Origin of the sequence: Pyrobaculum islandicum DSM 4184 (genome assembly GCF_000015205.1) — an archaeon.
GTDB lineage: Archaea > Thermoproteota > Thermoprotei > Thermoproteales > Thermoproteaceae > Pyrobaculum > Pyrobaculum islandicum.
Genome location: NC_008701.1, coordinates 1,494,225 through 1,515,295, shown reverse-complemented (window position 1 = coordinate 1,515,295; position 21,071 = coordinate 1,494,225). Strand labels below are relative to the sequence as shown.

The 21,071-nt window shown below is 42.1% G+C and carries 25 protein-coding genes; 13 read left to right on the top strand and 12 right to left on the bottom strand.

The window, feature by feature from the left end; all coding sequences use genetic code 11:
* Positions 1–22 precede the first annotated feature (22 nt).
* From PISL_RS08570 to PISL_RS11190, 5 genes are read left to right on the top strand one after another with little or no spacing between them, the layout of a single operon-like run.
* On the top strand, positions 23–460 hold the full coding sequence (locus PISL_RS08570) for a hypothetical protein (RefSeq protein WP_011763396.1): 438 nt from the start codon (positions 23–25) through the stop codon (positions 458–460).
* The gene (locus PISL_RS08565) at positions 457–1,419 is read left to right on the top strand and encodes a replication factor C small subunit (protein ID WP_011763395.1); all 963 of its coding nucleotides are present in this window, start codon (positions 457–459) and stop codon (positions 1,417–1,419) included. The genes PISL_RS08570 and PISL_RS08565 overlap by 4 nt, the downstream gene beginning before the upstream one ends.
* 54 nt (positions 1,420–1,473) lie before the next feature.
* Entirely contained in the window at positions 1,474–2,475 is a 1,002-nt protein-coding gene (locus PISL_RS08560; protein ID WP_011763394.1) for a transcription initiation factor IIB, read from the top strand.
* Positions 2,476–2,503: 28 nt separating this feature from the next.
* Positions 2,504–2,818, top strand: coding sequence for an HIT family protein (locus tag PISL_RS08555; RefSeq protein ID WP_011763393.1), 315 nt, complete (start codon positions 2,504–2,506; stop codon positions 2,816–2,818).
* On the top strand, positions 2,815–3,153 hold the full coding sequence (locus PISL_RS11190; RefSeq protein WP_011763392.1) for a hypothetical protein: 339 nt from the start codon (positions 2,815–2,817) through the stop codon (positions 3,151–3,153). The genes PISL_RS08555 and PISL_RS11190 overlap by 4 nt, the downstream gene beginning before the upstream one ends.
* Here the strand turns inward: PISL_RS11190 and PISL_RS08545 are convergent, their stop codons facing one another.
* On the bottom strand, positions 3,154–3,459 hold the full coding sequence (locus PISL_RS08545; protein ID WP_011763391.1) for a hypothetical protein: 306 nt from the start codon (positions 3,457–3,459) through the stop codon (positions 3,154–3,156). It lies immediately after the preceding gene.
* 248 nt (positions 3,460–3,707) lie between these two features.
* On the opposite strand from PISL_RS08545, the gene PISL_RS08540 reads away from it, so the two are divergent.
* Entirely contained in the window at positions 3,708–4,190 is a 483-nt protein-coding gene (locus PISL_RS08540; RefSeq protein ID WP_011763390.1) for a ribosomal protein L13e, read from the top strand.
* Position 4,191: 1 nt separating this feature from the next.
* Here PISL_RS08540 and PISL_RS08535 read toward each other — a convergent pair whose 3' ends face one another.
* The gene (locus tag PISL_RS08535) at positions 4,192–4,920 is read right to left on the bottom strand and encodes a helix-turn-helix domain-containing protein (RefSeq protein ID WP_011763389.1); all 729 of its coding nucleotides are present in this window, start codon (positions 4,918–4,920) and stop codon (positions 4,192–4,194) included.
* 274 nt (positions 4,921–5,194) lie between these two features.
* On the opposite strand from PISL_RS08535, the gene PISL_RS08530 reads away from it, so the two are divergent.
* Genes PISL_RS08530 through PISL_RS08520 form a run of 3 tightly spaced genes read left to right on the top strand, consistent with a single transcriptional unit; the run spans position 5,195 to position 7,853 of the window.
* Positions 5,195–6,184, top strand: a complete 990-nt coding sequence (locus PISL_RS08530) for a coiled-coil protein (RefSeq protein WP_053240468.1) — start codon at positions 5,195–5,197, stop codon at positions 6,182–6,184.
* Complete coding sequence (locus PISL_RS08525; RefSeq protein ID WP_011763387.1) at positions 6,184–7,182, top strand: DUF373 family protein; 999 nt, start codon at positions 6,184–6,186, stop codon at positions 7,180–7,182. Before PISL_RS08530 ends, PISL_RS08525 begins: the two co-directional genes overlap by 1 nt.
* Positions 7,179–7,853 (top strand): TRM11 family SAM-dependent methyltransferase, encoded by a 675-nt coding sequence (locus tag PISL_RS08520; protein ID WP_011763386.1) that lies wholly within the window; start codon positions 7,179–7,181, stop codon positions 7,851–7,853. Before PISL_RS08525 ends, PISL_RS08520 begins: the two co-directional genes overlap by 4 nt.
* Here PISL_RS08520 and PISL_RS08515 read toward each other — a convergent pair.
* The 4 genes from PISL_RS08515 to PISL_RS08500 are packed head-to-tail and all read right to left on the bottom strand — an operon-like array spanning position 7,850 to position 10,621.
* Positions 7,850–8,281, bottom strand: a complete 432-nt coding sequence (locus PISL_RS08515; protein WP_011763385.1) for an RNA-binding domain-containing protein — start codon at positions 8,279–8,281, stop codon at positions 7,850–7,852. The genes PISL_RS08520 and PISL_RS08515 overlap by 4 nt on opposite strands.
* A complete protein-coding gene (locus tag PISL_RS08510) occupies positions 8,278–8,790 on the bottom strand; it encodes an AAA family ATPase (RefSeq protein ID WP_011763384.1) in 513 nt (170 codons plus the stop codon). Before PISL_RS08510 ends, PISL_RS08515 begins: the two co-directional genes overlap by 4 nt.
* A gap of 20 nt (positions 8,791–8,810) precedes the next feature.
* A complete protein-coding gene (locus tag PISL_RS08505) occupies positions 8,811–9,869 on the bottom strand; it encodes a tRNA (guanine(26)-N(2))-dimethyltransferase (protein ID WP_011763383.1) in 1,059 nt (352 codons plus the stop codon).
* Positions 9,866–10,621, bottom strand: a complete 756-nt coding sequence (locus PISL_RS08500; RefSeq protein ID WP_011763382.1) for a helix-turn-helix domain-containing protein — start codon at positions 10,619–10,621, stop codon at positions 9,866–9,868. The genes PISL_RS08505 and PISL_RS08500 overlap by 4 nt, the downstream gene beginning before the upstream one ends.
* 150 nt (positions 10,622–10,771) lie before the next feature.
* Between PISL_RS08500 and PISL_RS08495 the strand changes: the two genes are divergently transcribed.
* Positions 10,772–11,290, top strand: coding sequence for an RNA-binding protein (locus tag PISL_RS08495; protein WP_011763381.1), 519 nt, complete (start codon positions 10,772–10,774; stop codon positions 11,288–11,290).
* Here the strand turns inward: PISL_RS08495 and PISL_RS08490 are convergent.
* Positions 11,264–11,944, bottom strand: coding sequence for a serine/threonine protein kinase (locus PISL_RS08490; RefSeq protein ID WP_011763380.1), 681 nt, complete (start codon positions 11,942–11,944; stop codon positions 11,264–11,266). The two genes, PISL_RS08495 and PISL_RS08490, sit on opposite strands and share 27 nt — an antisense overlap.
* Positions 11,945–12,028: 84 nt before the next feature.
* Between PISL_RS08490 and PISL_RS08485 the strand changes: the two genes are divergently transcribed.
* Entirely contained in the window at positions 12,029–12,403 is a 375-nt protein-coding gene (locus tag PISL_RS08485) for an Sjogren's syndrome/scleroderma autoantigen 1 family protein (protein ID WP_053240467.1), read from the top strand.
* Here the strand turns inward: PISL_RS08485 and PISL_RS08480 are convergent.
* Positions 12,390–13,544 (bottom strand): glycosyltransferase family 39 protein, encoded by a 1,155-nt coding sequence (locus PISL_RS08480; RefSeq protein ID WP_011763378.1) that lies wholly within the window; start codon positions 13,542–13,544, stop codon positions 12,390–12,392. The genes PISL_RS08485 and PISL_RS08480 overlap by 14 nt on opposite strands.
* Positions 13,545–13,927: 383 nt before the next feature.
* Complete coding sequence (gene ileS, locus PISL_RS08475; RefSeq protein ID WP_011763377.1) at positions 13,928–16,861, bottom strand: isoleucine--tRNA ligase; 2,934 nt, start codon at positions 16,859–16,861, stop codon at positions 13,928–13,930.
* Between the two features lie 60 nt (positions 16,862–16,921).
* On the opposite strand from ileS, the gene PISL_RS11055 reads away from it, so the two are divergent.
* Complete coding sequence (locus tag PISL_RS11055) at positions 16,922–17,086, top strand: hypothetical protein (RefSeq protein ID WP_167827680.1); 165 nt, start codon at positions 16,922–16,924, stop codon at positions 17,084–17,086.
* 336 nt (positions 17,087–17,422) lie between these two features.
* On the opposite strand, the gene PISL_RS08470 is transcribed toward PISL_RS11055, so the two are convergent.
* Together PISL_RS08470 and PISL_RS08465 are read right to left on the bottom strand one after the other, a co-directional pair.
* Positions 17,423–17,698 (bottom strand): hypothetical protein, encoded by a 276-nt coding sequence (locus PISL_RS08470; RefSeq protein ID WP_011763376.1) that lies wholly within the window; start codon positions 17,696–17,698, stop codon positions 17,423–17,425.
* A gap of 5 nt (positions 17,699–17,703) precedes the next feature.
* Positions 17,704–18,378 carry a hypothetical protein gene (locus tag PISL_RS08465; protein WP_011763375.1) on the bottom strand — a complete coding sequence of 225 codons (675 nt, stop codon included), beginning with the start codon at positions 18,376–18,378 and terminating at the stop codon, positions 17,704–17,706.
* Positions 18,379–18,531: 153 nt separating this feature from the next.
* Here PISL_RS08465 and PISL_RS08460 point away from each other — a divergent pair, with 153 nt between their 5' ends.
* Positions 18,532–19,107, top strand: a complete 576-nt coding sequence (locus tag PISL_RS08460; RefSeq protein WP_011763374.1) for a helix-turn-helix transcriptional regulator — start codon at positions 18,532–18,534, stop codon at positions 19,105–19,107.
* On the opposite strand, the gene PISL_RS08455 is transcribed toward PISL_RS08460, so the two are convergent.
* The gene (locus PISL_RS08455; RefSeq protein WP_011763373.1) at positions 19,104–21,068 is read right to left on the bottom strand and encodes a DEAD/DEAH box helicase; all 1,965 of its coding nucleotides are present in this window, start codon (positions 21,066–21,068) and stop codon (positions 19,104–19,106) included. The two genes, PISL_RS08460 and PISL_RS08455, sit on opposite strands and share 4 nt — an antisense overlap.
* Positions 21,069–21,071 lie beyond the last annotated feature (3 nt).

Below are 21,071 nucleotides of genomic sequence, written 5' to 3'. Positions count from 1 at the left end.
ATATCTTGCCAGATGTTATTGAATGAGTTGTGAAGAATTCAGGAGAATTCTTGAAAGACTCGACGAGCTAGAGATCTTGCTTAACACAGTTCTTGAAGAATTGCGAGAGATAAAGAGAGGCAAGCCGAAGCCAGAGGGCGAGACCAAGTCGTTTATAGAAGTCTTGAGAGAGAGAAAGTTTATTCCTCTCTCAGAAGTCAAGTCTAGACAAGCTTTGAGACAAGCTATGGAAAGAGGTCTTGTGCTCGTACTTCATGACGAAGGCGCAAATAGAGAGGTGGTAGTTTTAAAGGAGGCTGCTAGAAAGCTCTTAGACAGACTCCCCATGTCTGTTAAAGACGCCGAAAAGCTTAACGAACGTGACTATGAACTTCTCCAGATACTTAACCGCTTGGGTTATGTATTGTTAAAAAGTGGCCAATACATAAAAACCGAGCTCGCAGAGGAATTCTACATATGAGCGAGTTGTTTTGGTTTGAGAAGTATCGTCCTCGTTCGTTTGATGAGGTGGTTGATTTGGAGGAGGTTAAGAGCCGGCTTAGGGAGTTTGTGAAGAGTGGTAATATGCCGCATCTCCTCTTCTACGGCCCTCCTGGCACTGGGAAGACTACCATGGCTCTTGTCTTGGCGAGAGAGCTCTACGGCGAGTATTGGCGTGAGAATACGCTAGAGCTCAACGCCTCAGATGAGAGAGGTATAAACGTAATCCGGGAGAGAGTAAAGGAATTCGCCCGCACAGCCCCAGTAGGCAAAGCCCCCTTCAAACTAGTCATACTAGACGAAGCAGACAACATGACAAGCGACGCACAACAAGCACTAAGAAGAATAATGGAAATATACGCACAAAACACAAGATTCATACTACTGGCAAACTACATAAGTGGAATTATCGAGCCTATACAATCGAGGGTAGTCATGATCAGATTTAATCCCCTTCCCAAAGAAGCTGTTATTTCTAGGCTTAGATATATCGCAGAGAACGAGGGTGTTAAAATCTCTGACGACGCCCTGGAAACAATATATGAATTTACACAAGGAGATATGAGAAAGGCTATAAATGCGCTTCAGATAGCCGCGGCAACAGAGAAGGAGATTACAGAGGATGTTGTGGCTAGAGCGCTCGGCATGGTATCGCCTAGGTTGTTAAGAGAAACTTTGCAAGAGGCGTTGAAGGGGAATTTTAGTAAGGCTATGACACAGATCTATGGATTTGTTGTCGACGGCGGCGTCGGCGAATTAGAAATCATTAGACAGATACATCGAGAAGTTTTGAGACTAGATGTCCCGGAGTATGTAAAGCCAGAGCTTGCGTATATCATCGCAGAAGCTCACTATGCCACATTGAGGGGGGCTCGTGGACTTACACAGATATTTGGAGCTCTTGCAAAAATAAGAAGACTTTTAAAACAAGCCGTATAGTTGTTTTTAAGCTAAACGAAAAGTTTTTAAATTCAAAAAGTTTATAAACTCGCTATGTCGTCGTCAAGTCCGACGTCTTCTGGGAAACCCCTTAAGCTACGTATAGACAGAGATAATGAGGGGTATTTAAGTCTTGTTACAGATACTGGCGAGGTTTATCGGTGTCCTATTTGTGGTAATGACAGGTTTGTATACAACTACGAGAGGGGGGAGATCGTCTGTATTGTGTGTGGCGCGGTAGTACAGGAGCAACTATTAGACCTAGGGCCTGAATGGAGGGCTTTTACTTCAGAGGAGAAAGGACAGAGGGCGCGTACAGGGGCGCCGTTGACCCGCCTAATATCTGAGGCGCTTACAACAGTTATAGACTGGAGAGATAAAGATGTCTCGGGCAAGGAGCTTGACATAAAGCGGAAGCTTGAGGTAATCAGGTTAAGGAAATGGCAAACAAGAGCCCGTGTTCAGACATCTTATGAAAGAAATTTCATACAGGCAGCTCAAGAGCTAGAGAGATTGAGAAGTTCTATGGGCGTACCGAGGCCATGTGTTGAGCAAGCGCTCGAGATTTATAGACAAGCGCTTGAGAAAGAGCTCGTAAGAGGCAGATCTGTGGAGGCTATGGCTGCAGCCGCCTTATATATGGCATGTCGTATGATGAAAATGCCGAGACCTCTTGATGAGTTAGTGAGATATACTAAAGCCTCAAGGAGAGAGGTGGCTCGTTGCTATCGCTTACTTCTCCGCGAGCTTAATGTCAAGGTTCCAATAAGCGACCCGGTGCTCTATATATCGAGAATAGCTGAGCAGTTAAAGCTCAGCGGCGAGGTAGTTAAGACAGCTATCGAGATTTTACAGAAGGCGAAAAAAGCCGGGATAACAGCCGGAAAAGATCCTGCAGGGCTAGCCGCCGCGGCGGTGTATATAGCGTCGTTGCTACATGGCGATAATAGGACTCAAAAAGACTTCGCTGTTGCAGCTGGCGTCACTGAGGTGACAGTTCGAAATAGGTATAAAGAATTAGCAAAAACGCTTAATATAAAAGTTCCTGTAAAATAAATTAATATAGTGTTTTTTATCTAGCTTTGTGATAGTAGAAGTTGATATACCACCTAGACCATTTAACGGGGGGCATATTATATTTCGAGTTGACAAGCCTATTTTTGACCTAGAGTTTACTGAGCTAGCTGAGCTGAAGAAGAGAATAGATATGGCGATTATGATAGAAAAAAAGAAACTGAAACCAGAGGGGTTCAATATACATATTACTGACACAGAGATACATATAATTCCGCGTTGGTGTGGCGACATTAACGTCGCTTTTTTCGGAGGTGTAAAAGTAATTCCTCTATCTATAGACGACATTAGAGATATGATAGTTAAAGAATTACAGTTTTCATGAATCTAACACTAGAAATACTTTCATCGTTAACAATATTGACATTAGGTATCTTACTTGTACAAAGACTTCAGCACGATTATAAATTAGTTAATATACTAAGAAATTATCCTTTGCCAACCTTAGTAAAGAGTGGAAGTATTATAGATTTAGAAAAATTGTATATATTCATTCAGAATTTTAATTATAAAATCGAAACAAAAGGCAACATACAGCTTGACATAAAAAATAACATTCTTAGAATTACGTCTGGCGGAGGGGAGATAGTGATAATATTAGAGGCTTGGGGCTATTTGGATTTTTATAAAGTACAAAGGGTAATAAAAGTGGTAGAATAGTTATATCATTTGTCTAAGTAATAATAATATCTGAATATCCCAGATCAGAAGAAAGACGTAAGCCAGTATTATTGTAAATGATAATGTTATGAAAGACAGGAAAAGTCCTATGGCATCTATTAACAATATAAGAGCTATTAATACAAGGGCAACCTCGCCCTCTTGTACACTTCTTACTATAATAGCAGATATAGACATTAGAATAAAGTTTACCAATAGAATGGGGTCTAGATTCGTTGTTGTAAAAAATGTCACAAGAAAAATGAGAAGTTTAAACACAGCAACGGTAGCAATTGCTCTATGCATCTAGTTACGAGGAACTCGAAGATAAAAAAGTTTGTTATAATAATAATCGCTTTCGCGCCAAAGAGTAGCGCTTTAACATGTGGTTACGTATATACTTTTTTTAAACTTCGGCGATGTTGTTGTGTTCAAAGTAAATAGCCGCATTTGGCAAAACTTGGCGCCCATGAACCGCCCAAAGGCGTCGTACTCGTTAGAAGACATAGACGTCGTAGAGTAAATTTAAATAGAGACAAGATGAAGTCGTTTTGATGTCTATAGTGCCTAAGCCGCTTGTTAAAATGCCAAGCAGGATAAATGCCGGAGGTATCACCAAGTGGAGAGTAGGAAGGGGCTTTTCTATTGGAGAGTTAAAAGCTGTGGGTCTAAACATATACCAAGCGAGAATATTAGGCATACCTGTAGACGAGAGGAGAAGAACCGAATGGCTGCATAACATAGAAACGCTAAGGAAGTGGCTTATAGATATACTTGAGGGGAAAGCCGCACCTCCTGAGCCGACGTTTCCAAGAACCATCAGAGTAAAACAAAAGCGTGGTAGAGCGTTCAGAGGACTTACATCTGCAGGTAGGAGATCTCGCGGCCTCATTTCGACAAGATTTAAGGAGACTCATAACTATAAATTCAAGAAGAAGGCCAGGGAGAGGAGACTTAGAAAAAGACATGAGGCTACTAGAGGCCTTGGTAATTTGCTAAGGATTTCAAGAATTATAAATGAGAATAAATCTAAGTAACTTACTTAAACATTCTTAAGCTTTCTATCATTTTTTCAATACTTATATCTGTGGCTGCAAGTGGGAGGTAACTTCTCTTAGCTATTTCGACAGCCAACGGATCGACCGCGTCTGGTTTAATTCCGTGAAGAATTACTATAGAAGGTTTTATACTTAACACAGACGACATAGATCTTATGGCTATCATCGGCGATCTTCCCGTACTTACTTTTGTAAAAATTGCTGCACGCTGTGATGTACTTCCATACAGCCGTACATATTCAGCCGGGGGGACTTCTAATACTAATTTTATACTATCTACAATTGTATAACCATGTATATCAAGATTTGGGGGAGGCGCCACCAGAGTCTCTGCCTCTATTGCCTGTAAAAATGTCGAAACAGGTACAGGCTCTGTAAACTCTCGCATATCTAAAACAGCAATCCAAAACTTATCTTTAAGCAACCGTCGTTCTAGTAGGCTTACTACCATTCCACCTCGTTCTAAGTCTGTATCTATAAGTGCTTGTACAAATTTCCTTACAAAGCGAGAGCCTGGAAACTTTCTTCTTCCAGATTCATAGTCGCTTATTACGCTTGGCGAGGTATTCAACTTAGTTGCTACAGCTGTTTGTGTAAGCCCAAATATCAATCTCCATTTCTTTATTGCCTCTCCCGGGTTTTCTGACATTATAATATCGCCAGCTATATAAATTCCGATATGGTGATAATCCATAATTACAACCATCATTACTTTTTTTAAAAAGTTTACTTTTTGGCTATATCGCTTAATTGCTCAGTAGCTATTCATCTGTTAAGCTATTGCTTTGTTGCTGTATTTGCAAAATCCTGAATATCTCGCCTTTGCAATTTCTAAGTTTCTCTCTTATTACAGAGGACTTAGCAAAAGAGTGTCGTTGTCTAGAGATTTAAAAAACACAGACACCATTGAGGGGCAAGGAGTGCCGTCTCTCTTCAGTTGCACTGAAAATTGCAAGTTTTTAAACCAGTGCTTTTCTCATGGCGTGTTTAGTCGAGAAGAGCTGCTTGAGAAAATTCGTGAAGTAAGTTCTCAGATAGATGAAATCCAAGGCCAGATTGACAAAATAACAAGCGAGATAAACGCTAAGAAAGCTCTTCTAAATGATATACGTAAGCAACTAGCTGAAGTTAGATCTTTAATAGACGGAAAGAGAAACCAACTTCAGAAGACCAGAGAAACGATAGGTTCGTTAGTAGAGAGAAAAAGTCAAATAATTAGCCAAATAGGAAATTTAAAAAATGAGCTTGTCCAAATTAATATTACTATACAAAAGTATAAAGAAAAAATAGTTGTTTATAGAAATTTATTATCGACACTTAATGAATACATAGGTGGTAAAACTCTTGAGAAAGAAAAACTCAGACGTATTATTGAACAACTTGAATATTTCTTTGAAACATCGCCGACAAACCCAGAGTGGGAACGCCAGTTTATAAAATATATTAGTCAAATTGAAAAAGAACTTAATATTGTTGATTCGATAGAAAAAATAAGGACTCACATTGCTGCTCTCAAGAATCAGGTTGACGAATATAAGAATAGGCGAGAGGCCATACGTAATGAGATAGCACGTCTTGCGCAAGATCTAGCTCTTGTCAAGCAAGAACTAGCAAATTTGAAGGCGAGTAGACAAGAGATATATAAAGAGCTTGCAGAATTAAAAAAGAAGAGGGATGAGCTAAAGAGAAAACGCGAAGAGATAAAAGAGGAGATTCTACAATTGGCAGTTAAGCGGAAGGAACTTAGGGAGAAGAAAAGAGCTATACAAGAGGAACTTGAAAAGTATAGTATATTACTAAAGGCGCTAGAATTAGCTGAGAGAAACAAAGCGCGTTCACAAATAAAAGCTATTACGGAGCAGAGCTTGAAAGAAAGAGCCGAGATTCTATACAACAAGTTGTTAAATGGCGAGCGTTTGACACATGATGAGATAAAGATCTTAATTGAAGCCGGGTATCTACCGGAGGAATAGTGCGTATCCTTGTTCTCTATGTTGATAGAGATGGAGACCTAAAGGGTAGGGGTTTCGTTACGCCTGTAGTTGGAAGAGATGAGGTCTTGCGATTGGGAATTAGATATATTTTAATGAACCCTGATGATTCAGATGCAAATGCAATATTTGCAGCTGTAAAAATATATGACAAATTATCATCAGAATACGGTGGGGAGAATATAAATGTCGCAGTTGTAAGCGGATCTCCCGATCCCGCCGTAGCTGATATTGTAGTGTTAAGAGAGCTGGAACAAGTACTTACATTGTTCGATGCAGATGCTATATATTTCGTCTCAGACGGTCCTAGCGACGAAGCTGCAATTCCCGCAATACAGAGCAAACGGCCTGTAATCTCTGTCCAGCGAATCGTGGTGAAACAAGCCAGGGGCGTTGAAGAAACCGTTACATTGTTTAGATACTATCTAAACAAGGCTTTAAAGGAACCTGAGTATAGACGGTATACCGTGGGGATACCATCGTTTCTTCTTTTTATAACGTTGCTTGGAACATTATTTAACTTAGAAGTTGTTAAGGGTGTACTGACTATAGTATTTCTATTTTTTGCGTTTTTTGCTATGCTCTACGGATTTGGTATTTATGACTTTCTAAGAGAAGTACTCAAAAAGTTTGAAATAACATTTATAACAACTGTAATTTCTCTGTTTACAATAGTAGTATATATGCTATCTGTGTTTCTTCACGTTATGTGGATACCTGAATATGTTGTATTAGTTATGTCAATACTACCATTTGTCTCTTATCTTACTGAGGCATACTTTATATATAGAAAGATAAAATTTGGCGGAATTGTCGCTGGTGTAGCTACTGCCTCATTTTTCTATTTTCTATTCCCGGTGCTTGTAAAGCCCTCTAAAGACTTAGCAGAGACCCTTATAGCGGTGGCTTTATTTATGGCCTCTACATTTATTGTAATTGCAACTACTTATATTTTGAAGCTGGTAATTCAACGGAAGTGATTTGTGAAGTTGAGTTAAATCGCCGGTTTCTATGCCTATCTAAAGAGGAGGCTTTTGCACTTGCAGAACTGGGGAAATGCGAAATAGTTAAATTAGACGAGACAGTTGCAGTGTTCCAATGTGAGTCTTGTGATATTTTCAATAGGGCGGCTTTGGTAAAATCGGTAAATGGCAGAAGGATAAGAAAAGAGAAGCCGAATATTGAAAGAAGCGTTAAAACACTGGATTTTATAACAGCGCGTCTAATGGTAAACTTAGCCCGCGTGACGCCTAATAGTAGAGTATGGGAGCCTTTTGTCGGCACTGGCGCCATAGCATATGAAATTGAAAGAGTAGGAGGTTATGTAATAGGAGGCGACATAGACGAGAAAATACTAAGAATTGCACAACGTAATATAAGGGGTGACGTTGTGATTTGGGATGTGACCTATCCTCCGCTTAGAGAGGTAGATGCTGCAGTAGGCGATCCGCCATATGGCCGTCTCTCTACATCAATGATGGAGATAAGAGCGCTCTTATATATGTTTATAAGTGTCGCACCGCTTTACATAAAAAGAAACGGCTATATAGTATTCGCATCGCCTATATATGTAGACATCCCGTTTCTTAAGAGTTGCACTATGTATCTCCACGGTGGCCTTTATAGAGTTATATACATAGAGAGAGTTTAGTCGGGTGGCGGAGCTTCGTAGTATACTCTGCCTCTATAAGTCCTAGGCGCTAACCAGTCAAGAAATTGTCTTACATTGTTTGTCTTCACTGTAAATGTAATCGGGCCCAGGGGCGATTCGTTGGTTTCAGTAACAAAACTGACAACACCAACATATGCGGCCTGTTTATTGACGGAGAAAATTATGGTATTTTCACTTACTATACCTTTTGAGATCACATTTCTAGCCGCATCTTGTATCCCCTGGCGCCAAATGGCACTTCTTAATTTTTCAAGACACGTATACCCTTCACACGTAGCTACGATTAGAACGCCAGATTCGCTTGGTTTCTCTTCTATAGATACCGGTGTGAAAACGTTCTGTAGCGCTTTCAGAACTTTACCTCTATCTTCTGTGAATCTCACTTCTACAACTGCCTCAATTCTCATAGTAACGTTATTATTTCTTTTTCTATCTCTTCTACAGTTTTTCTCTCGTTAACTAATATATAATCTGCCCTAGTTAAAAGATCTGCGAGTCCAAACCAGAGTTCACGTATGTCACGCATCAAAAATTGTGAATATGTAGATGGGTCGTCGCTTCTACCCCTACTTGCTAGTCTTTGATACCTTACCTTTCTAGAGGCAACTACATATATTAAAACGACAAGCCCCATCGTCTCTTCTATTGCCTCTACCTCTTCTAGGCTTCTAATGCCGTCAATTACAATCTTCTCTCTTGGCTTTACGTTTTTTAGTAGTCGACTTACTATTGCTCTTCTTCCACTTTCAAGTCTTAGGATTACAGAGACTTTATCTGGCGGAAGGCCCATGTTATGGGCCTCCTCACGAACTATATCTCCGAGGCTGTAATATGTATAGCCGTATCTCTCGATTATTTTTGCTACAGTTGTTTTACCAGATCCAGGTAGTCCAGCAACTGCAATAACCTTGGCCACGTTAACTAAAGATCTGAGTATTATATACTCAGTATCCTTGCTATTTCGTCGTAATTTGCCTCAGCTTTAAAACCATCGTACGACATATGTGTACGAGTTGCATATATCCCGCCCCGTCTTAATAGTTCTAGTGTCTTTTCTAGAGTTGGGCTTTTCCCATCCACTGCGAACTCAGGCAGTCTAAAATACCACGGGGCTTGTATAGAGTATTCCATCTCTAGCGTTTGGAGAAATACGCTGTATACCCCATATTGTGACATCTTGTGCACAACGAGTGGATCTCCTAAAGGACCTATCCAGAGAGGTCCTGACGAATGTTCGTCAAGTGTTTGTACAATTTTTCTCCTTTTTTTCAGATACCATATATAGCCTAGATTATTCAGTGAATCATCTGCCTCTCTCGCGCCTCTTGTCGCAAGAGCGCAAGTCCTAAAGTAATGATTCTCCCAGTAAGAAAATACAGGTTGTATAGAGAAGTCTTCCGAGGCGGCAACTCTGGCGACGTATCCTACTAGGTTTCTTAGCCCCAACTCTATGTAAAACGGCGTTCTCCTTATGACAGAATTATAACGTCTGAAGCATTTCCTAGGATATCTTCCAACTAGCACTGCCGTATCTGTTGCAGTTACACAAATAAGCCCCTCATCTCTAAGTGCTCTAAACGCCGCATGAAGAAAGGGGGCTGGGGAACCGAAGGGGTCTATGTCAACTACATCACATGTATTTCTGAGCTTATGTAACAAGACGTTTGCATCTTCGTTGTATACCTCTCCCTCTACTCCATTCAATTCCAGATTTTTCTTAATCAATTCTACAGCCTCTTTAGATATATCGTTTAATATTAGTCTACCTACTGCGTTGCTTTCTATAGCATATCTAATACCTCTTATGCCGGTCCCACTTAGAGGTTCGCAAACCGTGAGACCACTCCCGTAGGTTTTTAACAAGAGTACTGACAACGTCCTGTTCTTCTCCATAGATGGGTTGTAGAATACTGGAGCAGAGTATATGCTTCTATATGTTTGGGGGTCGGGAATGTAGAACTCTACGGCGCCTTCCTTGTTTAAGATAAGCTTCACAAATTTTCTACCTCTACGTTAAGCGCGTTTGCCAACTCTACGGTCTTCTCATATTCTCTTCTGTCTTTATTCCTAGACACAAGTAATGTACGATCGCTTGCTCTAATGGCATCTGGATGGCTCTCCAGCAGTCTATAGGTGTTTCTTACGATCTCTCTGTTTCTAATCTCATCTTGGTTTATAGCCGGTTTTTCATTTATATCGAATTTGCGTACTACGTCTTCTCCGAACATTTCAATAAGTTTCTGCGCTACCCTTAAAGGCGTCTCTATCTCCCCCCTCTCGTAGCGATACACAGTTTCGCGAGTTACTCCTAATCTATCTGCCAAGACTCCTAAGCTCATGCCTCTTTCCTCTCTCTTCCTCCTTAGATTCTCCCCATCTATAACTGCGGTAAACATCCCACGGTTGAATTTAAAAACCGGCCCCTTCCCTCTTAGTGCATCGGCAAAAGTAGACAAAGAGATAAACTTAACGTTATCCCTAAGATACACAGTTCCCCTCTGAAGTATCTGTCCCCTTACGCTTGAGACTATGCATATACTTATCGCATCTGTATACGCGCTTAGTATTTTTAGGTCACGAACTGCGCTTGTTGATATGTTTTCAGCGTCTGAGGCGATACGCATCAGGAATTTCTGATTACCGAACTTCGCCACGAGGGTATAGGCGTATGGCTTAGAAAGATCTACGAATAGAGACTCTCCCATATTTCTAACAATGTTAAGAGTTGCCTCCACGAGTTTATTCACGACGTAATATATTTGTTCAACTTAAAAAATTAAAGACTATATTATGCATATGCTTGTGACGACACCCGGCAAGGCTTATAGATGACGAGACATTCATAAGCTGAGATAGCGTTGTAATAAAATATTTTACTAGGGTCTAGAAAATTATGTGTGAAACGCACAAGGCTTAGCAACAGGGAGATTAAAGAATTGCGTGAGACATACAACTTTATGACGTCTATATTAGAGGAGGCAGATGTGGTAGAAGTGGCTCATGTATCTGAAAAACAACATATCTATTTAGTAGATGGAGAGCCTCTATTTTTAAAGGTCTCAGAGGGGGAGTTGGGGGTTTTTGTTGTCCCCACTCTCTATCTTATTCACAAATCTTCAAAGAATAGGCTTCTCCCTCAGTATCCCAAAGCCGTGGTAGATCAAGGTGCGGTTGTTCGCATAATAAAAGGCGCAGATATTATGCGCCCTGGGATAAAGAGCTTTGTTGGCGATTTTAATAAGGGGGATATTGTATTTGTAACAGACGAAAAAAACCGTGTGATTGCTATATCAGTAGCCCTATATTCGAAGTCCGAAATTGAACAGATGCAAAAGGGTAAAGTCTTGATAAACTTACATCACCTAGGTGATAAGATTTGGGAAATTTCCCTAAAGTTGGTCAAGGAAAAATCTTAGAATCTCTTTAAAGGCATCAATACATAAACACCTTTTATACGTCCGCAAGGACTCCGCAGGAGGCTTTAGCCCTAGACGCATAAGACCGTTTGACACCTGGGTTACGTTATTTCTACTCCCAAGCGTTGCGGATTCGAAATCTATTATCACAGGCAAGTCGCGTTCTATTAAGACATGCTTTTCAAGTCTAGATAATTCGTTGTGTGACAGCCCGATTTTATCAAGTTTATAGGCTTGGCTCATGAGCTCTTCCACAACTATGCGTTTTTTCTCAGGCGACGCCTCTCTCCACCATGTATCAATGTGTATGCCATCTATATAGCGGTATATAACAATGTCCTTGTAGTAGGCATAAACCTCAGGCCCCACGCCGACGGTGTTTGCAAGATGTAGGAACTGTCCCTCTGGCGCAAATGAAGATCTTGTGGAATCCCCCCTCCGTAACTTACAAGCTAGCTCTACGTTTTTTGTAATTTCCGGCCTACATTTAAAGACAACACTATTTGTGCCCTTTCCTACGACAGATATCCCATTTATTAACACATTGCCCCCCTCTACTATTTCAAGTTGTAGATCTTTCAACTGTCTGTATACGTTAAGTGCATGTTCAAGCCCCCCTCCCAGGGTGAGAAGCAGTATTTTTACGACGTCCACAAGTTTTTCTCATATGGGCTTTATTAAAGCAGTTAACTGGCTACGAACACTAATATTTATACTCTCTTTATCAGTTCAGACACTGTGGAGAGAGATGTTGTGAAAAAAATAGCCCAACTAGTTAGGGCCGGCGCAGCTCTTACGCCGTATACTTGTCCTGTCTGCGGTACCGTATTAGTGAGATTAAAAACGGGAGAGCTCTACTGCGCCAATTGTGAGAAGACTGTAGTACTTGTAAAATCTGAAGAGGAGGCACAACAAGCGCTAGAGGTAATTCAGCTAAGAGAAGTCAGGAAAATAATTTTTGACAAAATTCTACAGCTTGGTAGAGAGTTAGAAAAGCTAACGGCATCTGAAATGGTAGACCATCTACGGTCTATGTCTCTACTTCTCGACATATACGAAAGACTAAGTCGTATCCATACAGAAGTAAGCAAACGCCAATCTACTTCCTCCTAGCTATGTCTGATAAAAGCCTTGCGATTAGTATATGAGCGAGCGGCGAGAAGTGCGTAGTGTAGAAGCTGTAGAGCGTGTGGTTGCCAAGCAAATACACCAGCCAATAGCCCCCATATGTAGAAAGATACAGTATAGAAACGTCATCTCTTTTATATAAGGCATAAACCAACGCTACAAGATATGCGGGTGTCCCTGAGGCATATATGTCTGGGCTGGTATATAGGGCGAAACTATTGTGCATACAAAGCCAGTCCAAGGGGTTAGAGGCGATAGGGCCCGGCGGTCTGGAGGTAGTATGCCACGATATTGCGGCTAGAATCTCATGAACCCACCTTTGGATGCCTAACTGTCCGGCGATAGGCATGTTGACCAGTGTAAACACAGACATAGCCATGAGAAAAACCGCTACGAAGCCCCAGACCCCCCGTCTTCCGTATAAGTAGGCAAGTCCAAATAGGGGAAACACCCCAGAGTATTTAACAGAAGCCGCGAGACCTAATGCCGTTCCAACTCCCAGTAGTCTCCCAGAGAGGTGGAGGTAGACTAGCAGAGCTGTAAAAAACGCGAGATATATATCTAGCATGGCGATGCCGGACATAGCTCTAAAGGTGTTGTCGAATATCATGAGAGCCGTAGCTGCCAGCGCCCATAGATTTCCCGTTACACGTCTCGCCGAGAGAAAGACGAGTATAAGCGTGGCCGCTCCAAGCACCATAGAGGGGATCCTCCAGAAGAGCGGCTCGTCGTGGATGGCCTCCATAAGTCCTATTACGTATTTAGCCAGCGGAGGATGTTCAAAGTTGTAGTAGCTGAGTATCCCCTCTTTGTCTGGATATGGAAATCCCCTCCTTATGTAACACTTGACGTTGCCTGTAACAGTTACTGCATTTATGTTGACATATTCTTTCACAATTCTGCTCTCATTAGTGAGACAGTCCAATGTGGTGGTATAGTAGGGCGAGTTAGCTGGAGTTTTAAAGAAGTCGTGCAGTATGTTTCTAGCCGACGTGACATACCAAACCTCATCGCTTATATAACCGCCATTACCAGGCAAACCGTCTGATCCAGGTAGAGACGCTATGGTATATGTAAGATAGAGAAACACGGCGATAATTACGAATAAGGCCAAGTACTCTTTCACAACACCTCAATTTAACTACATTTATATTTCGTAAAGTTGTGTCAGCGCTGCATACCCTCGTCACAATTCGTAAGCGGTCGTTATCATCATGAATAAATTTGAGGTTTAGAGGTAAATATAATTGGTGATGATGTGGTTCTTCAGTGAGAAAATGAGCATGCCCCTACCAACTGACTACGACTTAAAACCCTGCCCTTTAGAGCGGGAGTGCGGTCATAGCCTCTACGGCTATGAGAGCTGTGGGGGAGAGACGCGGCAGCCGTCATAAACATCGAGAAACGAGCACTCAAGGATGGCCACCCGGCCCCACGCCCGAGACGCCGGTGAAGGCGCAGACGAGGAGAAAGTCCCTAGGCGCAATAGCCTAGGGACAGACGGTGCGGTCATATTTTTCTAATTTCTATAGTCACTCTTTCGCCTAATATGTCCCACTCTTTGCCGCTTGTCGTTTTTGCAATTTTTAACTCCATGGCGCGAGTTTCTCGTTTTATGTAGTCTTGGAAGATCTCTACTGCTTTTTTAACATCTTCCAACTCTGTGTCTATTACTATTTGTATGACGTCGTTTATCTCTAGTCCAGCTTCTTTACGCATGACCTGTATCCTACGGACGATTTCTCTTGCCAACGCTTCATAGTAAAGCTCAGGCTCTAGCTTAGCAGGTATACAAACCTCGATTGTGCCCTCTGTAGCTTTTATATATTCGCTAGGACATGTGCCGACTTTGACCTCTTTTACATTGCTTAGATACTTTAGAAGTTCCTTATATCTATCTACATATCTCCCTCCGTTTATGTAAACCTCTCTTATAGGCCAGCGGAGTTTTATGCCAGCCTTATTTCTGGCCTCAGCTAAAGCAGAGAAGACAGTGAATAACTCATGGAAGATTTCCATAAGCTCTTTATCTATGGGGCCTGCGGTTGGATAATTCGCCAAATGTACAGACTCTGCGGTCTCTCTCTCGAATTTTTTAACATATGTCTGCCATAGATATTCGGTGATAAATGGTACAAGTATAGAGCCTAATATTAGCACGTTTTTTAACACATGGTGTAAGACAGCATATGCGGCATATTTATCGGCGCTAGGTTCTTCGGTCCAAACACGTCTACGTAGAAGTCTTATATAGCGGTGGCTTAAAGTCTCAACTATAAAGTCCCTCCAGAGGTTTGCCGCTTTGTGAAACTCAAAGTTTCTGATATATTGCGTAAAGTCTTCTATCAACTTGTTGAGTTCAGACAATAGCCATCTATCTTCGTCAAGAGCTTTGTCTATCCACTCCTCAAGCGGATACTTCTCTGCAGAGAATCCATCAAGTGACATATACATGTCGGCAAATTTTACGATGTTCCATAGTATGTTTAAATTGCTTATAGCCATCTTTACCTCGTCGGGGTCAAAGGCGAGGTCTTCCCAAGGCGCCGCCTTCAATAGGATGTACAGACGGACTGGGTCTGCGCCGTACTTCTCAAAGAGGTCCTTGGCCCAGATGACGTTGCCTCTGCTCTTAGACATCTTCTGGCCGTATTTATCTAGGATGAGGCCTTGTATTAACACAGTTTTATACGGCGCTCTCCCGATGTATACCATCGCAGACGCCAGTAGCGAGTAGAACCACCCCCTGGTCTGGTCTATGCCCTCGGTCACAAAGTCGTATGGGAACAGTTTAGACCAGAGTTCTCTGTTCCTCTCTCCGTCTACAGCCGCGATCCAGGCAACGCCGCTGTCTAGCCACACGTCAATCACGTAGGGCTCTCTAACCCACTCGTCGCAGTCCTCAGTCTTCAGCACTACTCTGTCTATCCAGGGCCTGTGCACAAGCCAGAAGTCGTCTACCGGCGGGAGCTCCTTAGCCAGCTTCTTCAACTCCTCCAGGGACCCTACGACGAGGATCCTCCCATCTTTTTTACAGCGCCATATCGGCAGGGGGGTACCCCACACTCTACTCCTTGAAATGTTCCAGTCGCGAGCGTTTTGGACAAAGATATCGAATCTGTCCCTGAGCTTCTGAGGTACTATGTTTACTCCTCTCAGCTCCTTGTACATATGCTCTCTGATCTTAGATATCGCAATGAACCACTGTCTATCTGCCCTAAGTATGAGCTTGGTGCCGCACCTCCAGCAGTGGGGGTACTCATGCTTTATCTCCTCCGCCTTGACTAGGAGGCCCTTCTTTCGGAGGTCTTCGATGATTTCTTTATCTACGTCGTGTACATACTTCCCAGCGTATTTGCCACCCATTTCGTTGTATATGCCGTTGATCTCCACGCTGTTTGTAACCCTGAGACCGTACTTTCTAGCAACTTCAAAGTCCTCGGGGCCGTGGCCGGGCGCTATGTGTACAAGGCCTGTGCCTTGATCTAGCGTCACGAAATCTGCGGTGACCACTGTGTAGGTTCTCCCCGCCCTCTCCGGCACCTCTTCAGCAAGTGGGTGCATGTAGCGGAGGCCGAAGAGCTCGGAGCCCTTCCTCACCTCTACGATATGCCACCTCTTTACCCCGAACAGTTCCATCAGCCTAGGCGCTAGCTGTTCTGCGACCCACCACCTTTCCCCATTTTCCACCTCAACCTTGACGTAGGCATACTCCGGGTGGACCGCCACGGCCTCATTATCAACTAGAGTCCAAGGCGTTGTGGTCCAAATGATTAAATACTCATTTTCACGCCCCTCTACTTTGAATTTGACGTATATCGAGGGGTCTTTCCTCTCCTCGTAGCCAAGCGCCACTTCGTGGTCGCTAAGCGAAGTCTCGCACCTGGGGCAGAACCACAACACTCTGTAGTCCTCTACGAGCAGGCCGCGTTCATACGCCCTCTTAATAACCCGCCAAACGTATTCTATATATGCAGGTCTCCTAGTCTCATATGCGTTATCTATGTCTAGCCAAAGTCCTAGTCTCCTGGTTCCCCACTCTCTCCAGTAGGCGAGGTATTCGTCTACTAGCTTATTGCACTCTTTTGCAAACTGTTCAAGCCCGTACAGTTCCACCTCTTTCTTACTCTTTAGCTTAAGTCTCTTCTCTACCTCCCACTCGACGGGCATGCCTTGCATATCCCAGCCGCCTTGTGGCCATACGTCGTAGCCCAAAAGTCTATAAAACCTCAATACTACGTCTTTATACGTACGGCCTCTGATATGTCCTACATGTGGCATGCCGTTTGTGGTAGGAGGCCCCTCTAGAAAGGCGAATATAGGGCCGCCGCGCCAAGTCTTCCATTTCTCAAATATTCTGTTCTTATCCCAAAACTCTAGTACTGCTGTCTCTACTTTATGAGGATTATAACTGGGCAGGAGTTTAAAATCCCCATTGGTCATGAAGATTGTGCTGCTTTTTAAGCTTTTTATACATTAGCTTTTAAACTACATGATAGATATGTGAAAGTTCTAGAAGAGACTCTACTCAGTGCTGTCGTCGCCGCCGTAGTTTCTATATTATTATTAATATTTGTAATAATATTTCCATGGGATAGTCTTTTATTAATAATTAAGGGAGTATTAAAAGATATAGAGTATATGAACACATTTATAGCTCGACTATGAGAATTTTGTACCACTTGTTAATGACAGTATTAGCGCTCGCAACGCTTTACGTAGCACTATATGCATTTAGTCATATTGAGATGCTACGCGAAATCTTCTCGTCATGAATATAGTAGAGGGTGTAATAGCAACGCTTCTTTTTTCAATTTGCGTTATATTGGCGACTTATACCGGATATCTTATGTCGGAGTTACTTTACTATAAATCTGTCTTTGAAGCTACAAGACATACTAGTTGTTTTCTGTCGGCAAATAAATCAGGGCCTATCGTTGTTGCCTCCTGTATAGACCTGAGTTACAACGGAACTATAACCGTAAACCTGTATAACATCAGCACTTATATTACCTCATAGACTAAGTTTCCCTCGTCGTCAAGCCGCTTTTTTATCTTTTTTTCTGTTATAAGCTTCTCTATAGCTTTTATCAACTCTACGGTTGTCACCCCCCTATCTTTTGCCCATTTTGTAACTTCCTCTTTACTTACCTGCCGTCTAGTTTTGAGCATTTGATATAGTTCTTCAGATATATCCCTACTTGGCGCGCGCTCTTCCAGTTTCTTCTCCTGCTGTATAAAGTCAAACAAGGTGGTACGTCTCTCCTCTCTTCTCTTCATTATTATCACTCTGTAAAAATGTTATATATATTTGACACTGTACATACGGCATCAACTCTGTAGAGACCGTATGGAGGCTCCTCTTTTCCACATTCTTTTATTATTACTGCATCTGGACGTACGTAGAAGCTTTGGCCTATTTTTACACCGTATCTTTCATAGTACTCGATTACTGATCTCTCTACGGGATCTTCCAGGAAGCTATAGATATTTCCGTTTCTCTTTGCAACGTTTAGATCTTCTGCAATTTGTAACAAGGTTTTAAACGCGACTTTATTTACCCATGCCGTCGGCGACATCTTCGATATACGGTCATTTACAAGGTTATATAAATCCTCACGTCTAACTTCTCTAACTTCCTTTAATATCTCTACCAAAAGCCTATATTGTGGAACTCTTTGGAAAAACAGCGCATGATATATAGACAAGCCGAGAATCTCCTTAAGAGTAACAAACCGTCTACCTAATGCAGTTAGTCGCACAGAGCCGTTCAGTACTTCAACTATCTTTAGCCGTTCTAGAAATCTTGTGATATCTCCTTTGCCTTTTCCGATATCAAATCCTCTCTCTTTTAGTTCTTCAAGCGAGACTTCGTGCGTTGTAATGTATATTACATAGTCGTCTATCTTTTTTAGCCTGATGGGGGGAAACGTAATGGAACGCTGTAGAGTGGTTATCACATACGTATGAAAACAGAAGCTTAAAGAATGAAGCCAGAGACAAAAGTAGAACTTATGTAATACATTCTGATCTTCGGAGAGCTTCTCGCCTCAGTATATAAAAGCTGTTTGTATATCACAATAAAATTTTTATATATATACTGAAAAAGTGACATGGATTTAAGAGAAGAGATATTGCGTATATTACGCGAGAGAGGTGAGGTGACTACATCAGAGCTTGTAAATTTACTTAAACAGCCGCGACATAAAGTATTGAGAGTACTTAACAAACTCTACTTTGAGGGCATAATTGAGCCGGTGAAAAAGAATAGAAAATACTACTGGAGGACAGCCACGGGATATGTCGCAATCATGCCGATACACTTCACTGTAGAGCCTATACTCTATATAGAGGGGGTAATAGAGCCAATATATAGAAGAGTACAAGATAGAGTAGACGCCTTTATCTTTACCCATGTAAAAAATAAAGAATATTGGCTCTGTGATTGCGGCGTGGGGTACCATATTCTTACAGATCAACCAGTGGACGGTTGCGATTGTAAAATGAGACACGCCTTCGGCGATAGGAGATTAGCTATGTTGTACCTACCTAAGGAACTGAGGTTTAGATATTGGAAAAGCTATAGATATGCAGAGGAGGACATTGAGTATATACTATTAGTACCTGAGGAAAAAGATTCGCCAGAGTTGATAGAGAAATACGAATCATACTTAGCACAGAATATCTAATGGATTCCCCCTCTCAGCCACTTAGTTAACGACGTAGTTCTATTAAGAAGTGTGTCTAGGTCTTGTTCTAAGACTCTTTTGCAGATAACTTCCTCTACTACATCGTTAAAGTGGCGCGCTTCTGACAACGCCTCCTCTATAGTTCCTCTAGTAATTATCTCGTATACTCTAGCGGCTTTTTTGCCGGCAGCCGCTCTGACCACACGGCCAACTCGTTGTATCATCTGTCTCTTAGATCCCGTGCTGCTCACTATGACAGCCACTTCGGCGTCTGGCACATCTACCCCCTCGTCTAAAACTGTCGTAGTTACAACTACGTTACTAATTCCAGAGCTAAACCGCCTTAGCGCAATCTCGCGATTTCCCTCTTCTGAGGTGATGAGCTCTGCGGCTATCTTCATTTCTCGTAACCTTCTGTATACCTCCTCTGCTTGGTCTATAAATTGTGTAAAAACTAACACTTTTGAACCAAGCGCAACCTCTCTAGAGACTATACGCAATGCTACCTCTATTTTTCTACTGCTTTTCGCCGCGGCGTTTCTTAATAGTATTGCATTGTCAGCCGGCAGAGAACGATAGGTCTCTTCTTCTTCTTTTGTCATCCTAACATAAACTCTGTAGTGTTCCACAGGGACGACTAGACCAGCCTCTATCATTGAGCGATAGGAGACCCTGTATACAATCGGCCCCACGGCTTCAAAAATTAGGTGCTCGTTTTTGTCCTCTCTCTCTGGCGTTGCTGAAAGTGCTAATCTGTAGGGCGAGTCTAAGTTTAGCGCAACTTCTTTAAATGTCTCTGCGGGGACGTGGTGAGCTTCATCAAAGACCACAAGGCCGTATCTTCCTGTGATTTCATCAATGTATTTAACAGCGGAGTTATAGATCGCAACTGTCACATCTCTTAAATCTTTTACGCCGCCGCCAAGCATGCCGGGAGAGACGCCTAAATACTTCCTAATTCGTTCAACCCATTGTAGTGCCAACTCTTTAGTTACTACTAAAACTAAGGCGGAAACTCCAGTTCTACGTATAGCCTCAAGGCCGACAAAAGTTTTTCCGCCGCCTGTCGGTATAACGACAGTGCCTCTCATGCCGTACCTAACCCAACTTTCTACAGCTTCCGATTGGAATGGGTATAGGGAAAACGACTTTTTGTATTCAACACTGGGATATCTCATATTTAAACTCTCTATTACATAACCAAATTCCTCTAATATTTTTATAATTCTATCTCTTATAAATATAGGAAATCTAATTATATAGTAGTTCTCATTTTTCAAAATATTTACAAGTTTTAAATCGCGCTCTTCAAGATCGCCGTCTTTATTGACTATATTGTACTTAAGCTTAATTTCTCCAAGCCGCTTTAATAAGCCAGACGCTAAAAAGTTAACTTTAGCGTAATTTGGTCCTACAGAGGCCGTTCTCCAACTTCTCCTCTTTAAAAAGAGTTCTCTCAGTTTGTTTGACGACAGTACAAATTCCTTTGCATTTCTTATGGCACTCTCTAAGTCGCCTAATACCTGGACTCCTCGGAGAGTCTCTCTTAACCTCTCTCCGCCTATCTCTACTAACTCTTCGAAACTAGATACGCGACTTATCTCTTTACTCTCGGCGATAAACCTCCTGAGAAATCCTGTTAAAGATACAAGATGGACATCACCTTCACTGGTAATTACGCTGTTTTTTAACTCATCGGGTAGTGATCCGATTATCAAAATTGCACCGCCTGAAGCATTGTGGCTTATAGTTGAGAGAATAGACATGTATTCTTCGTGGCTTAATTCCAGGAGGTGTTTAACTCTCGTCAATATGCCTAGGTCTTTTGTCCTCCCTTGCCAACTCGAGCCGTTCCATCGAAACCCTAACTTCTTTAGCTCCTCCTTGACTTTTAAAATCTGCTCCCAATTCCACTCTCTAGATATCTCAACGCCGTTTATGACAACGCTAAAGCGAGGCACATC